This is a genomic window from Pandoraea oxalativorans (assembly GCF_000972785.3).
Taxonomy (GTDB): domain Bacteria; phylum Pseudomonadota; class Gammaproteobacteria; order Burkholderiales; family Burkholderiaceae; genus Pandoraea; species Pandoraea oxalativorans.
Genome location: NZ_CP011253.3, coordinates 4,246,592 through 4,259,890, shown reverse-complemented (window position 1 = coordinate 4,259,890; position 13,299 = coordinate 4,246,592). Strand labels below are relative to the sequence as shown.

Below are 13,299 nucleotides of genomic sequence, written 5' to 3'. Positions count from 1 at the left end.
CTGCGCCACCGCCGTCCCGCGATATCATCGCGCTCCATGAACACCTTAAAGAACATGCGGATCTTCGTGCGCGTGGCCGACGTCGCGAGCTTTGCCGGTGCGGCGCGCGCGCTCGACATGACCACGCCACAAGTGTCCAAGGCCATCTCCGAGCTCGAAGCGCACCTGCGCACGCGGCTGCTGCATCGCACGACGCGCAAGCTTGCCCTGACCGACGCAGGCAAGCGCTACCTTGAGCGTTGCCGCGACATCATCGCGCTGGTCGACGTCTCGGAGGCCGAAGCCGGGGCGGCCAGCGCCGCGCCCAGCGGCACGCTGCGTCTGCACGCGCCAGCCAGCTTCGGGCAGGTGTTCGTGGTGCCCGCATTGGCGCGCTTCCTCGAGCAGTACCCGGACGTCGAGGCCGACTTGCTGCTGTCGTCGCGCGTGCCCGATCTGCTGGAGGAGAACATCGACGTGTCGCTGCGGCTCGCCGCGACGCAGTTGCCCGATTCGGGCCTGGTGTCGGCACGGATTTGCCGGATGGCGTCGGTGCTGTGCGCAGCCCCCCAGTATCTCGCCAGACATGGCGCACCGCGCTCGCTGGACGAACTGGCGCAGCACACGCAGGTACGCCTCAACGCCCCGCATTACGCCGTCGATCACTGGCTTTTCGATGGTCCGGACGGCAGCGTGAAACTGCCGGTGCCGTCGGGGCGGCTACGCGTGAACACGGCTGACTCGCTGGCGGCGGCGCTCATCAGCGGCTGTGGCGTGGGGCCGGTGCCGTTGCTCTCCGTACTCTCGGCGTTGCGCAGCGGTTCGCTGGTGCGGGTGCTGCCCGAGTACGCGCTGCAGGGGACGAACGTCTACGCGGTCTACGCGTCGCGGCTGTACCTCGACGCGAAGGTCAAGACATGGATCGAGTTTCTTCGGACATTTGTCGAGCAGGCGTTGTCTGCCCCAGACGCCGCAGCGATAGCGCAGCCACCGCGATCAGCAGGCCGATGACCAGTGACCCCCAGAGGATGGCCGCGTCGCCCCAGTGCGCGCGGGCTACCGAGTAGGCCCAGGGGGCGACGGCCGAGACCGCGAAGGCGGGCGTGAGCAAGGTGCCGAGCGCCCGCGCATAGGCTTCATGCGAGAAGAGTTCCAGTGGCAGGCTGGCGCGCAGCAGCGTCGCCAGTCCGTTCAGCGCGCCGAAGAAGAAGATGAAGACGCCGGCGACGACGACGGACGACATCCCTGCCAATCCCAGCGCGAAGCACAGCGGCAACCCACCGCCGACCACGACGTTGAGACTCACCGCGCTCGACTGGCGTGGCTGAAGCCATTCCAGCGTTCGCGCACACACCTGACCCAGTCCCCAGAGCGCGGCGAGCCCGACCGGTAGCCCTCGCACGCTCAACAGGGAGGTAAGGTGTGCCGCCATCCCCGACGACACGATCGACACCAGCGCCATGATCGCGCCGTAGAGCAGGGCGGGCCGCCAGGGGAGTGGGGCGCGTGTCTTGTTGCTGGCGTCGGTAGCCGGTGCACGCGGGGGCGTCGGCGGCAGGCTGCGCAGCAACGCCCACGCCAGCAGGCCGAACGCGCCATACACAGTCACGCCCGGACGCCATCCCCATGTGTCGCCGCGCCAGTTGCCGATCGGCCAGAAGACGGTCGTAGCGAGGCCGCCGATCAGTGTGATCTGCGTCATCGGCCGACGGGCGGTGGGGCCGTAGAGGGCGGCCAGCGTGGCGAAGGCGGCGTCGTACAGCGACAGCCGCATGCCCACGCCCAGCAGGCACCACGCGGCGTAGAACTGCACGAGCGTCGTGCTCGTGGCCAGTGCGGCGCATCCGGCGGAGCAAATCAGGGTGCCGAGGCACATCACACGGCGTCCGCCCATGCGTTCGAGCCAACGGCCCGAGAGCGGCGACACGGCGGCCATCACCAGCATGGCGAGCGACGGACCGGCGAAGACCCACGTCTGCGCCCAGCCCGTGTCGCGTGCGATGCGCCACGCAAAGGCGCCGGGCAGATAGAAACTCACGCCCCAGTTGATGAGTTGTGCGAGGCCGAGCCGGAGAACGTGAGGCATGACGATATGGAGGGCAATGACGGATTCGTACCGGATTCAGGCGTCATCGCGAAACGTCGACGAGGCGTTGGTGCGTTCGGACGTCCCGGACCGACGTCACGCTCTGCATGGTGCGCTCGTCCCATCTCTTGGTAAAGTCTTGGCATCTTATCCGGTTCATAAGGAAAACTTTGAGATGCGACGCTTGAATCTGGATCAGTTGCATACTTTCGCCGAAGTCGTCGACGCCGGAAGTTTCTCTGCGGCAGCAGTGCGTCTCGACCTGTCTCAACCGGCCGTCAGCCTTCAGGTGCGTCAACTGGAGCAACGCCTGAACGTGCGCCTCATCGAGCGAGTGGGTAAGCGGCTTAAGCCGACGTCAGCCGGGCTGACGTTGCTTGAACACGCGCGCCGCATCGATGCCGCCGTCGAAGAGGCGATGCAGGCGCTGACGAGCCACGCGCAGGGTGTCGCCGGGGAAGTCGGCATCGGCACGGGGGCGACGGCCTGCATTCATCTGCTGCCGCCCATGCTGCGCGCGATGCGCAAACGGCATCCCCAACTGGACATCCGGGTGAGCACGGGCAACACCGACGATGTCGTTGCGGCCGTTACGGAAAACCGGCTCGATATCGGCCTCGTGACGTTGCCTGCGGCGGGGCGCAGCCTGCACGTCACGCCGGTGTTGCGCGACGAATTCGTCGCCATCGCACCGGCGAACGACAACACGTGGGGCGACGAAATCACGCCGCACGCGCTGGCCGCCGCGCCCATGGTCGCGTTCGAGTCCGGCAGCAGCACCCGGCTGCTGATCGACGACTGGTTTCTGCAAGCCGGGTTGCGCATGCGTCCGGTCATGGCGCTGGGCAGCATCGAAGCGATCAAGGAGATGGTGGCGGCAGGACTCGGTTACAGCATCGTGCCGAAAATGTCGGTGAATGCCGTTCATCATCGACGCGGATTGCGTATATCGGCACTCACGCCGGAATTAACGAGAACGTTGGCGATTGTCGTCAGGCAAGATAAACCGCTTACGCCGGGATTGCGAAAAGTCTTGTCGGCATTGGAGGGGCTGGGCAGCGTACTGTGAAATTCGATGAGAAAATGATTCGCACTCCACGTGAAAAAGCGTCATTGTTTTATTGGGCAAAATTACTCCCCGCAAAACACGAGGCTCGGACTACAATGCGCGAATAACGGCATCCAAACCGGCAATTATTGAGAACGTGTAACTCGCAATGCATCACAACCTTTATCGATATGAGGGGCTGCTGGGGGCCCGCTCGGTCGAGGCGCTGGACGCCGAGTTTCAGAAGCTGACGCAAACGCTGGAATACGACGCGCTGTTTTATGCCCCGTTGTTGCCGCGTCGCGAGCGTGAAGCCGCTGCATTCCAGATGGAAGATCGAATCATTTCTGCGCAGGGCATGCCGAGCCGTCACATCTTCACGACGTTCCCGCCTGCCTGGATCGAGCGCTATCAGAGCGCTGGATATGCCGAAGTCGATCCGGTGCTGGTGGCGGCGAATCTGTCGCCGCTGCCGATTCTCTGGCGCACGTTTCTCATGCAAAAGCGACCGCATCCGATCTTTGCCGACGCGAGAGCGCATGGTCTGGGCAGTGGCGTATCGATCCCTATCTACGGCGCTGCGGGTGAGCGGGCGATCTTCAGCGCGGCGACCGCAAAATCGCCGGAAGAATCGGCCGAACTCGAAGTGCGCATGGTCGGTGAAATCTATCTGACGGCGCTGTATTTCCACCAGGCGATTCAACAACTCGACATGCAGTGGGTAGCCAGCCGCTGTACCGGCAAGCTCAGCCCGCGCGAAATCGAAAGTCTCTTGTGGGCGGCGCGCGGGAAGACGGCTTGGGAAATCGGACTGATCCTGAAGATCTCCGAGCATACCGTCACGTTTCACATCAATAACGCCAAGCGCAAACTCGGCGCGGTCAACCGGCATCAGGCCATTGCGGCCGCGATCAGCACCGGTCTGATTTCCCCCTGAAGTTATCGCCGTAGTTCCCCGCAGTAACGCCTTATCAAATAGGGTTCGTGAGCGCTAATGCCGGGCGTTCACGGAACCGCTTTCCTTTGCGACTTCAGATCGCAAACGGTCGGTTTTTCAGCCTGTCTGTAGCCCGACTTTCATTGGGCGAGAAACGCGCGATTTTCGAGAGATCCGTATGAATTCACATGGGCCGCCTTAGCCCATTGCGCGACATATTTCCGCCATTTTCGAGACATTCCCCCTTGAATTCATCCGATTTCACACCTTTTCCGAAACGGTGTGTTGTCGCTTTGAGGCTAGTTCAATTCCTAGGGAAAACTATAATTTACTCATGGCGAAAACTGATTAGTTAGCGGTTTTCGTCACTTTGAACGACATACGAACGATAAAAGGAGTTTTCCATGAAAAAGAACCTGCTGAGCGCCATTGCGCTGGTTAGCCTGACCGTAGCCGCCGGCTCGGCTTTCGCTGCCGAGCAATCGACCGGTGTGACCCGTGAACACGTGCGTGCCGAACTGCAAGCTGCACGCGAACTCGGTCTGTCGCCGGTGACGGAATTCAACTTCCCGTACACCTTCGAGCAATCGGTTCAACTGCAAAAACGCACCGCTGAAATCGAAGCTGCACGACACATCGCTGTGCCGCAAGCCCCGTCGGTGAACTGAAGTCTCGATGTGTGGAAGGGGGACTGTCCGTCCCGAGATGTACTAAAGTTCTGAAGCCGTACCCGATTCGCCGACGGCCCGCCTGATTCGTTCGATCGCATCGACGACGCTAACGAGTCCCGCCCGCGCTGCGCGAATCTTTTTCACGACGCCTTAGCGCGTCACTTGCCACAGCCCCGCCAGAGGACCTCGGTCCCGACGGGGCTTGTGTGTTTCTGAAGGTCCGGCAGCGTATCGTGAAATACGCGCGTGCGACCTCGTTTCAATGCGTGGATCAATGCGTAGATGCGTCGGACGAATCAGATTCGGCCAAAGCGGCCTTGTCGTGAGCGACGCTCGATTGCCATCCGCCGCCCAGCGCCAGGAACAGATTGACCTGATCCATGGCGACCTGTGTCTCCGAGGCGGCGAGCGCGGCTTCGGCGCTCGCGTGCGTGCGTTCGGCGTCGAGGCTCGTGAGGTACGGCGCACGGCCAGCCTGATAGAGCTTATGGTTCTGTTGCGCAGCGGCACGGGATTTGTCGCGCGCGTCGCGCAGCGCATCGTCGCGTTGCAATTCGCGGGTGTACGCCGAGAGCGATGTCCGCGTTTCTTGAATCGCCTTGAGCACCACACCGTCGAAGTGCGCGAGCGCGGCCTTCGCGCCGGCTTCCATCCCTTTGATGTGCGAGCGCACGCCGTTGGTCGGCAGCGACCACGAGATCATCGGACCGACGGTCCATTGCTCGGTGCGCCCCTGACCGAAGTGTTCCAGCACGCCGTTTGCGCCAATCGATGCGCCGAAGCGAATCGTCGGGTAAAGGTCTGCCGTCGCCACGCCGATCCTGGCCGTGGCCGATGCCAGTTCGCGCTCTGCCTGACGCACGTCCGGGCGACGCTTGAGCAGCGCGGTGCCGTCACCGACGGGCAGCGCCTGCGTGAGTTGCGGAATACGACGACATTGCGTGAGGCTTGCGTCGAGCGTGCCAGGTACCTTGCCGAGCATCACGGCCAGCCGGTAGTTGGCGGCTTCGTTCTGCGCCAGGTAATGCGGCAGCGCGGCACGCAATGTGTCGGCTTGCGCCTGTGCGCGCAGCAGATCGGTCGGCTGATCGCGCCCGGCGTCCACCAGCTTGCGGGTGATCGCGACGCTGCGCTCCTGCAACTTCAGTTGCTCGTTGGCAATGTCGTACTCGTGATTGGCCGCGCAGCTTTGCACGTACGCCCGCACGGTCTCGGCCGCCACGCTCACGCGCGCGACATCGAGAGCAGCCTGACTCGCTTCGGCGGCGGCGAGTGCGGCTTCGTCCGCACGGGCCAGCTTGCCGAAGAAGTCGATCTGATAGGAGATGCCGAGCGTGGCGACGGCAATGTTCACCACCGGCAGCTTCTCTTCCTTGAGCAGACTTTCACCCGAGATCTGGGCGCGGGCCGCTTCGGCCTGCACACCCCCCTGCGGCAGATTCTCGGACTCCACTTCGTGATACAGCGCGACCGCACGTTGCACGTTGGCTAGCGCCACGCGCACGTTCGTATTGGCGGCGAGCGCTTCTTTCACTAGCGCGTCGAGCGTCGGATCGTCGTACAATTGCCACCAGTCATCGGGCACCGCTTCGAGGGAGACCGCAGCCGTCGGCGCAACCTTCGCGAGCGCGCCGTTTGCCTCGGGCGAGCGCATGACCGACTGCTCGGGCAGATGATAGTCCGGTCCGACGGTCGTGCATCCTGCAACGAGTGTGGCCGCAGCGGCCACGGCGCTCAGTAGAAGGAGGCGGGGCCGGGTTGTCTTCGTCTTACTCACTTGCGCACTCCTGCCGGTGCATCGCTTCGCGTGACGGCGGCCATCGCCGTCGGTGCTGCGCCGTCGGGCTGCGCCGCGTGCTTCGGTTGGGGGGCTTTGCCCTGACCTTCGACGACCGTCACCGTGGCGGTGCGACCGGCGACGAGGCGCATGTCGGCGGGCACGTCGTCGAGCGCGATGCGCACGGGAATGCGCTGTGCGAGACGGACCCAGTTGAAGGTGGGGTTGATGTTCGGCAGCATCGACGCGCCGCTGGTGCGGTCGCGATCCTCGATACCGGCGACGATGCTTTGCACATGCCCGTGCAACACGTGACGCTCGCCCATCAGGCGAATCTCCACTTTGTCGCCGATATGGATGCCGCGCATCTTGGTTTCTTCGAAATAGCCTTCGACGTGCAGCGAACCCGCATCGACCATCGAGAGGACCGGACGACCCGTTGTCACGTAATCGCCCACGCGCGGCAGACGGTCGTTCAGGTAGCCATCGGCAGGCGCGAGCACGCGCGTGCGCGCCAGATTGAGCTTCGCAAGGCGCACCGCAGCGTCGGCCTGGGCGACGGCGGCTTCACCGGATTCGACCTTGGCCTGACCGGCTTCAACAACTTCCTTGGCCACCACTTCCGTCAACTGACGATTGCGTGCGTTCTCGCGACGCGCCTGCGCGAGCGTGGCGCGCTGGGCGGCGGCGGTCGCTTCGGCCTGCTGCAACGCGAGCGTGTAGCGATCGCGGTCGATCACGAACAGCAGATCGCCACGGTGCACCGGCTGGTTGTCCTTGACCTCGACGTCGGTAATCAGGCCGGAGACGTCGGGGGCGACCTGCACGATGTCGGCGCGAATACGGCCATCGCGCGTCCACGGGGCGACGGTGTAGTAGTCCCAGAGATGCAGCAGCACGTAGACCGCCACGCAGGAGACCGCGAGCGTCAGAACGACAGGGCCGAGAGAGCGAAGTTTCAGTTTCATGGTTGGCAGGCGTGCGCCACGGCGACGATGCCGCCCAGCGCGATGATGTACACAGCAAGGTTGAATAAGGAGCGGTGCCAGACGAGCTTGTAAAAGCCGATGCGCGCCAGTACGAAGCGCAGCGCGCCCGTCAGCACGAACGCCACGACCATCAGGGCCAGCAGCGTCGGCACGAATACACCGTAGATGTCGATATCGCCGCTCATGGGGCACTCCGTGACGAAGCGGGGGAAGGGGATGCAGGCGGGAAGAGTGCGACGTGGATGTCCATGAGCGAGGCGCGCGCACTGCGCGAGGCCTGATCGCTATGGGCCACCAACGAGCGCACGGCGCCCAGCAGTTTGTCTCGCAGCGTGGCGTCGGGCTGGCTCACCTGTGCATCGAGTCGCGACTGGTAGAAGCGCGCCACGTCGCAGAGCACGGCCTCGACGGCATTACGCTGCGATGGATTCAGATTCGGCAATTCGCGTTGCAGGGCGAGTGCAGAGAGTTCGACGCGCACTTCGGTGAAGCCGTCGCTCGACGTTTCGCTTTCGCTCGCCGCCAGACGCGGTACCAGTTGGCCGAGCCGGTCGAGCAACCGCGCCCGCAGCCGGTTGTGTTCGCTCACCGAGCGGCCCAACGCATTCTTTGCGATATCGCGCCAGCTCGAATGAATCAGTCGACGCATGGCGACGCGGGTGCCGAACGGGCGCGTCTGCAAGGTCCACAACAGGGCGAAGAGTACCCCGGCCAGACCGGCGACGTTGTTGTTCAGGAAGCTCTGGAAGTCGGCGTTGTAGCCGCCCTGAATCCCCACGAAAGTCGCCGTGTTTACGGCCACGAGCATGGCCACCATCGTGAAGCGCGGCTGCGGGATCAGTGTGCCGAGCAACACGAACGGCACGGCGAACAGTGCAACGAGCAGACCGAAGTCATGGGCGTTCGTCAGGATGAAGAAGACGTACACGGCGGCGAACACCACGCACACGGCCGTCGCCCAGAAGAACGAGCGGATGAACGGTGCGGGCTCGTCCATCGCTGCGAAGAAGCAGCAGGCAACCGCGCCGAGCGAGACAGCGGCCGCGCCGTCGTTCCAGCCCGTATAGATCCACGCCATGCCCATCAGGAACGTGCACAGTGCTGCCGAGATCGTCGAGAACAGCAGCAGGCCGTGATTGTAGTGACGCGCACCACCCAGCTCCCAGTGCGGGAAGGCGGGCGTCCATTCGGGCGCATCTTCCTGCAGGCCGAAGCGGCGTTGCAGCGAGGCGCAGTCCTGCCACAGTTGCACGAGCGAGCGCAGGCGGTCTTCGGTCGCGGACACGAGCGCGCCGTACCAGTCGGACGCTTCGCCCGCCGATTGTGGCGGCTTGAGCAGATGGGCGGGCGCGGGCGACGGTGCGCCCCGGCGCAGCCACGCGACGATTTCCGCCATCTTGGCTTCGAGCGCTTCGGGCGCACCGTTTGGATGCCGCCGCAATGTCTGCACCAGCGACGCCACGGTCGAGAGCACCGGCATCATCATCGTCATGCGCCCGCGCAGTTCCTGTGCGTCGCGCACGCGCTCGGATGTATCGGCGTCATACGACAGTTGGCCGATCAACTGATCGAGCGCCAGAATGTCGGCCGCCATGCGATGACGGCTCATGTGACGCGTGGCCTTCCCCTCGGGGTCGGCCGAGAGCATGTCGGTGGTCCAGCGCGCGGCGTCGGTGAGCCAGCGGGTCGAGCGGTCGTGCAGCACTTTCGCCACGCTCGTGGGCAGAACCACCGCGCCCACGACGCTGGCGCAGACGATGCCGAGAATGATCTCTTCCGAACGCGCGACGGCAATGTCGAAAATGCCCGACGGAGTATTCACGGCGGGCAGGGCGATGAGCGGCAGCGTGTACGACGCCAGCAGGAACACGTAGCTGCGAGGCGAGCGGTGCAGCAGCGAGATGTAGAGCAGTGTGCCGGTCCACAGACCGACGGCGGCCATCAGTAATTCAGGTGTGTTGACGAGCGCGGGCACGAACGCAATGGACGCCGCAGCACCCAGCAGCGTGCCGAGCACGCGGTACAGCGCCTTGGAGCGGGTTGCGCCCGTGAGCGGATGCGAGACGATGTAGACGGTGGCCATCGCCCAGTAGGGGCGCGGCAGGCCGAGTGCGAGCGCGATGTAGAGCGCCAGCATCGAGGCAACGAACGCCTTGATCGAGAAAATCCAGTCGCGGGAGGAAGGCCAGGTAAGCACGGTCGACGTCTTTGACTACTTCTTGGGGAGTTCCATCGTGAGGATGGAACCGTCCGGATCCGCTGCACGGTTGAGCGTTTCGAACACGCGCAGCACGGCGTCGAAATCTTCCCGGGGAATGTTCGCGAACACTTTCGCGCGCAACTGGCTGAGTTCGACTTCGAGCTTTTCGGCGAGCGTTTCACCCGCTTCGGTGAGTCGCAGCGCATTGGCGCGACGGTCGCTCGCGTCGACCTCGCGCACGACCAGACCGGCCGCACACAACTGATCGAGCAGACGCACGAGCGACGCCCCTTCGAGCCCGACGTACTCGGCCAGCTCGACCTGACGCACACCCTGGCCAAGACGGCGGATGAACAGCAAGGGGCCGGCGCTCGCTGCGGAAATACCGTATTCGACGATGGCGCCCTGCGATAACTGGCGCCATTGTTTGCCTGCCAGCAGCAGATGGCTGGTGAAGACAAAACGGAGCGATTCTAGGGATGTCATGGCGAAAGATTATATGTTAACTAATAATTAGGATGCTAGCTAATAGGCTGTTGCGAAATCCGTGGGAATCGTGGGAAGCCTCGGCCGCCAATCGTCGCGAAGGCAGATGTGGCGTGCCTGTCCGGGATTGCGACGGGTAAGATAGCGGCATCGGGCGCGCGGGCTTTGCGACCGCCGCCAAGTGTTACGACATATTTCAAGGGACGCCCAATGACATCCAAGGGACTGGATAGCGAATCGTTCGAGTTGTTGCTCGCGGCGGTGCAACGCTTCATCCGCGAGCGGCTCGTGCCCGCCGAGAACGACGTCGAAGAACACGACGAAGTGCCTGCCGTCCTCGTCGACGAGATGAAGGAGATGGGACTGTTCGGGTTGTCGATTCCCGAGGAATTCGGCGGAATCGGATTGTCGATGGCGCAGGAAGTGCGTGTGGCCTATGAATTCGGACAGACGTCGCTGGCCTTCCGGTCGGTGTTCGGCACGAACGTCGGCATCGGCTCGCAGGGCATTCTGATGGACGGTACCGACGCGCAGAAGCGCGATCTGTTGCCGCGCGTGGCGAGCGGAGATCTGATCATGTCGTTCGCACTGACGGAGCCGGATGTGGGATCGGATGCGGCTGCGCTCAAGACCCGTGCGGTGCGCGACGGCGACGTCTACGTACTCGACGGCGTGAAGCGTTTCATCACCAACGCGCCGCGCGCCGGAGCGTTCACGCTGATGGCGCGCACCGGCGGCGAGGGCGCGGGTGGCATTTCGGCGTTCATCGTCCCCGCTGACACACCGGGGCTGTCGCTGGGCAAGCCGGACAAGAAGATGGGCCAGCGGGGGACGAAGACCTGCGACGTCGTGCTGCAAGGCGCGCGCGTCCCGGCGTCGAACATCATCGGCGGCGAGGCGGGCAAGGGCTTCAAGACGGCCATGAAGGTGCTCGACCGGGGGCGTTTGCACGTGGCGGCGCTCGCCTGCGGCATGGCGCAGCGCATCCTCGACGAGTCCGTGGCCTACGCGCGTGAGCGCAAACAGTTCGGCGAGCGCATCGGCGACTTCCAGTTAGTACAGGCGATGCTCGCCGACAGTCAGGCCGAACTCTACGCCGGGTGGTCGATGGTGCAGGACTGCGCCGCGCGTTACGACGCGAAGCCTGTCGGCACGCGCGACGCCGACGTCAGCACACGGGCCTCGTGCGCCAAGCTGTTCTGCACGGAAATGGTCGGACGCGTGGCGGATCGCGGCGTGCAGGTGCACGGCGGGGCGGGCTACATCAATGAATACAAGGTCGAGCGCTTCTATCGCGACGTGCGTCTGCTGCGCCTGTACGAAGGCACCACGCAGATTCAGCAACTCATCATTGGACGCGCGTTGATGCAGGGGGATTGAGTGAGCCGACGCGCGCTGCCCTTTCTGGTGGCGTCGACGTTCTTCATGGAGAACCTCGACGCTACCATCATCACCACGTCGCTGCCCGCCATGGCGACAGACTTCGGCGTCGCGCCGTCGCAACTGTCCATTGGTCTCTCGGCTTATCTCGTCGCTCTCGCTGCGTTCATACCGGCGAGCGGCTGGCTGGCGGACCGGCTCGGGCCGCGTCGCGTGTTCCCCGCCGCCATCGCACTTTTCACGCTGGCGTCGGTGCTGTGCGCGATGAGCACGGGCCTCGGCATGTTCACCGCCTGCCGGGTGCTTCAGGGGCTGGCCGGGGCGATGATGGTGCCGGTCGGGCGACTCGTCGTGCTGCGCAATACGCCCAAGCCGGAGCTGGTGCGCGCCATCGCAACGATCACGTGGCCGGGCCTCGCCGCGCCGGTCCTCGGTCCCGCGCTCGGCGGTTTCATCTCATCGACGTGGAGCTGGCACTGGATTTTCCTGATCAACGTGCCGCTGGGCCTCGCGGCGTTCGCGGGCGCGTTGTGGCTGGTCGGCCCCTCGCCGGGCGAGCGCAAACCTTTCGATCGGCCGGGCTTCGTGATGAGTGGCGTCGGCGCGAGCTTGCTGATGTTCGGCGTCGAGTTGGCGAGCCGCACGCCCGCCGACTGGCCGATGGTGGTCGGTTGCCTGGCCGTCGGATTGCTCTCGATGGGCGGGGCGATCCGGCACTTCCTGCACACGCCGCACCCGCTCATCAATCTGGCGGCCATGCGCGTACAGACGTTCGCCGTGACGGTGTGGGGCGGTTCGCTTTTTCGCATGACGATCGGCAGCGCTCCGTTTCTGCTGCCGCTGATGTTTCAACTGGCGTTCGGTCTGAGCGCGGTGACGTCCGGCCTGCTGATGCTCGCACTCTTCGCGGGCAATCTGGGCATCAAGCCCGCAACGACAGCCATCCTTAAGCGCTTCGGCTTCCGTCGTGTGCTGCTGGGCAACGGTGTGCTTGTCGTGATCGGCTTCTTGATGTGCGCCGCACTGTCGTCGACGACGCCGTTCTGGATCGTCGCGCTCGTGCTGCTGTTCGGCGGCATCTGCCGGTCGATGCAGTTCACGACGCTCGCCACGATGGCGTTCGCCGACGTGCCGCCCGACGACATGAGCGGCGCCGCGACGCTGTCTTCCGCGCTTCAGCAGATGATGACGGGCATGGGCATCGCGCTCGGTGCGCTCATCCTCAAGTTCACGGAAGTGGCGGGTGCCGCACCGTTCAGCACCGCGAGTTTCCGTTGGACGTTCGTCGTCATGGCTGCGATTGCTTTACTCGCACTGATCGACGGCATACGCCTGCCGCACGATGCTGGCGCACAAGTCAGCGGACATAAATCGCCAGATGCCAAGCCGAAGGAAGCCGCTTGACGCACCGCATGCTGGCATCAAGTTGGTGCGCGCGGGGCGGCGGTCCCGCGTCATGCACTGGTGCGGTGCAGCAGATTTGACGTTTCTTCACTCCATTTTCGGGCATTTCCCATAGACAACTTCTGATCTTCTCCTTGCCAGACAATGCTCGGTGGCTGATGTCTCACGTGCTGGCACGCTTGTTGCGTAAGCGTTAGTGCCAGCGGCAAAGGCGTCGCCGGCAACGAATTCAGGTGCGACGTCGGGCGGGACAGCCTACGACGTACCCACAGGACAACGGCGTCCCTCTGTGCTTCGGCACGGATGGACGCCGTTTTGTTTTTCGGGCGCTGCAGGCGCAAC

Annotated in this window: 12 protein-coding genes; 6 read left to right on the top strand and 6 right to left on the bottom strand. The window is 64.1% G+C overall.

Annotated features, from left to right (window positions below; genetic code table 11):
• Positions 1-36: 36 nt before the first annotated feature.
• Positions 37-990, top strand: coding sequence for a LysR family transcriptional regulator (locus tag MB84_RS18760; RefSeq protein ID WP_046292851.1), 954 nt, complete (start codon positions 37-39; stop codon positions 988-990).
• On the opposite strand, the gene MB84_RS18755 is transcribed toward MB84_RS18760, so the two are convergent.
• Positions 890-2,065, bottom strand: a complete 1,176-nt coding sequence (locus MB84_RS18755; protein ID WP_046292850.1) for an MFS transporter — start codon at positions 2,063-2,065, stop codon at positions 890-892. The genes MB84_RS18760 and MB84_RS18755 overlap by 101 nt on opposite strands.
• 175 nt (positions 2,066-2,240) lie before the next feature.
• Between MB84_RS18755 and MB84_RS18750 the strand changes: the two genes are divergently transcribed.
• From MB84_RS18750 to MB84_RS18740, 3 genes are all read left to right on the top strand, one after another.
• Positions 2,241-3,134 carry a LysR family transcriptional regulator gene (locus tag MB84_RS18750; RefSeq protein ID WP_046292849.1) on the top strand — a complete coding sequence of 298 codons (894 nt, stop codon included), beginning with the start codon at positions 2,241-2,243 and terminating at the stop codon, positions 3,132-3,134.
• Between the two features lie 148 nt (positions 3,135-3,282).
• Positions 3,283-4,050: an autoinducer binding domain-containing protein gene (locus MB84_RS18745; protein WP_046292848.1), complete on the top strand. Its 768-nt coding sequence runs from the start codon at positions 3,283-3,285 to the stop codon at positions 4,048-4,050.
• A 404-nt stretch (positions 4,051-4,454) separates the two neighbouring features.
• Positions 4,455-4,718 carry a DUF4148 domain-containing protein gene (locus MB84_RS18740; RefSeq protein ID WP_046292847.1) on the top strand — a complete coding sequence of 88 codons (264 nt, stop codon included), beginning with the start codon at positions 4,455-4,457 and terminating at the stop codon, positions 4,716-4,718.
• Positions 4,719-4,992: 274 nt separating this feature from the next.
• Here the strand turns inward: MB84_RS18740 and MB84_RS18735 are convergent, their stop codons facing one another.
• The 5 genes from MB84_RS18735 to MB84_RS18715 are packed head-to-tail and all read right to left on the bottom strand — an operon-like array spanning position 4,993 to position 10,173.
• Positions 4,993-6,498: an efflux transporter outer membrane subunit gene (locus tag MB84_RS18735; RefSeq protein ID WP_425415869.1), complete on the bottom strand. Its 1,506-nt coding sequence runs from the start codon at positions 6,496-6,498 to the stop codon at positions 4,993-4,995.
• Positions 6,495-7,466 (bottom strand): efflux RND transporter periplasmic adaptor subunit, encoded by a 972-nt coding sequence (locus MB84_RS18730; protein ID WP_046292846.1) that lies wholly within the window; start codon positions 7,464-7,466, stop codon positions 6,495-6,497. Before MB84_RS18730 ends, MB84_RS18735 begins: the two co-directional genes overlap by 4 nt.
• Complete coding sequence (locus MB84_RS18725; protein WP_046292845.1) at positions 7,463-7,672, bottom strand: DUF1656 domain-containing protein; 210 nt, start codon at positions 7,670-7,672, stop codon at positions 7,463-7,465. Before MB84_RS18725 ends, MB84_RS18730 begins: the two co-directional genes overlap by 4 nt.
• Positions 7,669-9,684, bottom strand: a complete 2,016-nt coding sequence (locus MB84_RS18720) for an FUSC family protein (RefSeq protein ID WP_046292844.1) — start codon at positions 9,682-9,684, stop codon at positions 7,669-7,671. Before MB84_RS18720 ends, MB84_RS18725 begins: the two co-directional genes overlap by 4 nt.
• A 15-nt stretch (positions 9,685-9,699) precedes the next feature.
• On the bottom strand, positions 9,700-10,173 hold the full coding sequence (locus MB84_RS18715) for a MarR family winged helix-turn-helix transcriptional regulator (protein ID WP_046292843.1): 474 nt from the start codon (positions 10,171-10,173) through the stop codon (positions 9,700-9,702).
• Between the two features lie 210 nt (positions 10,174-10,383).
• Here MB84_RS18715 and MB84_RS18710 point away from each other — a divergent pair, with 210 nt between their 5' ends.
• Both MB84_RS18710 and MB84_RS18705 read left to right on the top strand, forming a co-directional pair.
• The gene (locus MB84_RS18710) at positions 10,384-11,553 is read left to right on the top strand and encodes an acyl-CoA dehydrogenase family protein (protein ID WP_046292842.1); all 1,170 of its coding nucleotides are present in this window, start codon (positions 10,384-10,386) and stop codon (positions 11,551-11,553) included.
• Positions 11,554-12,957, top strand: coding sequence for an MFS transporter (locus tag MB84_RS18705; RefSeq protein WP_046292841.1), 1,404 nt, complete (start codon positions 11,554-11,556; stop codon positions 12,955-12,957).
• Positions 12,958-13,299 lie beyond the last annotated feature (342 nt).

Coding starts and splice junctions, on each gene's coding strand:
- MB84_RS18760 (WP_046292851.1), top strand. CDS start 37: ATGAACACCTTAAAGAACATGCGGATCTTCGTGCGCGTGGCCGACGTC.
- MB84_RS18755 (WP_046292850.1), bottom strand. CDS start 2,065: ATGCCTCACGTTCTCCGGCTCGGCCTCGCACAACTCATCAACTGGGGC.
- MB84_RS18750 (WP_046292849.1), top strand. CDS start 2,241: ATGCGACGCTTGAATCTGGATCAGTTGCATACTTTCGCCGAAGTCGTC.
- MB84_RS18745 (WP_046292848.1), top strand. CDS start 3,283: ATGCATCACAACCTTTATCGATATGAGGGGCTGCTGGGGGCCCGCTCG.
- MB84_RS18740 (WP_046292847.1), top strand. CDS start 4,455: ATGAAAAAGAACCTGCTGAGCGCCATTGCGCTGGTTAGCCTGACCGTA.
- MB84_RS18730 (WP_046292846.1), bottom strand. CDS start 7,466: ATGAAACTGAAACTTCGCTCTCTCGGCCCTGTCGTTCTGACGCTCGCG.
- MB84_RS18725 (WP_046292845.1), bottom strand. CDS start 7,672: ATGAGCGGCGATATCGACATCTACGGTGTATTCGTGCCGACGCTGCTG.
- MB84_RS18715 (WP_046292843.1), bottom strand. CDS start 10,173: ATGACATCCCTAGAATCGCTCCGTTTTGTCTTCACCAGCCATCTGCTG.
- MB84_RS18710 (WP_046292842.1), top strand. CDS start 10,384: ATGACATCCAAGGGACTGGATAGCGAATCGTTCGAGTTGTTGCTCGCG.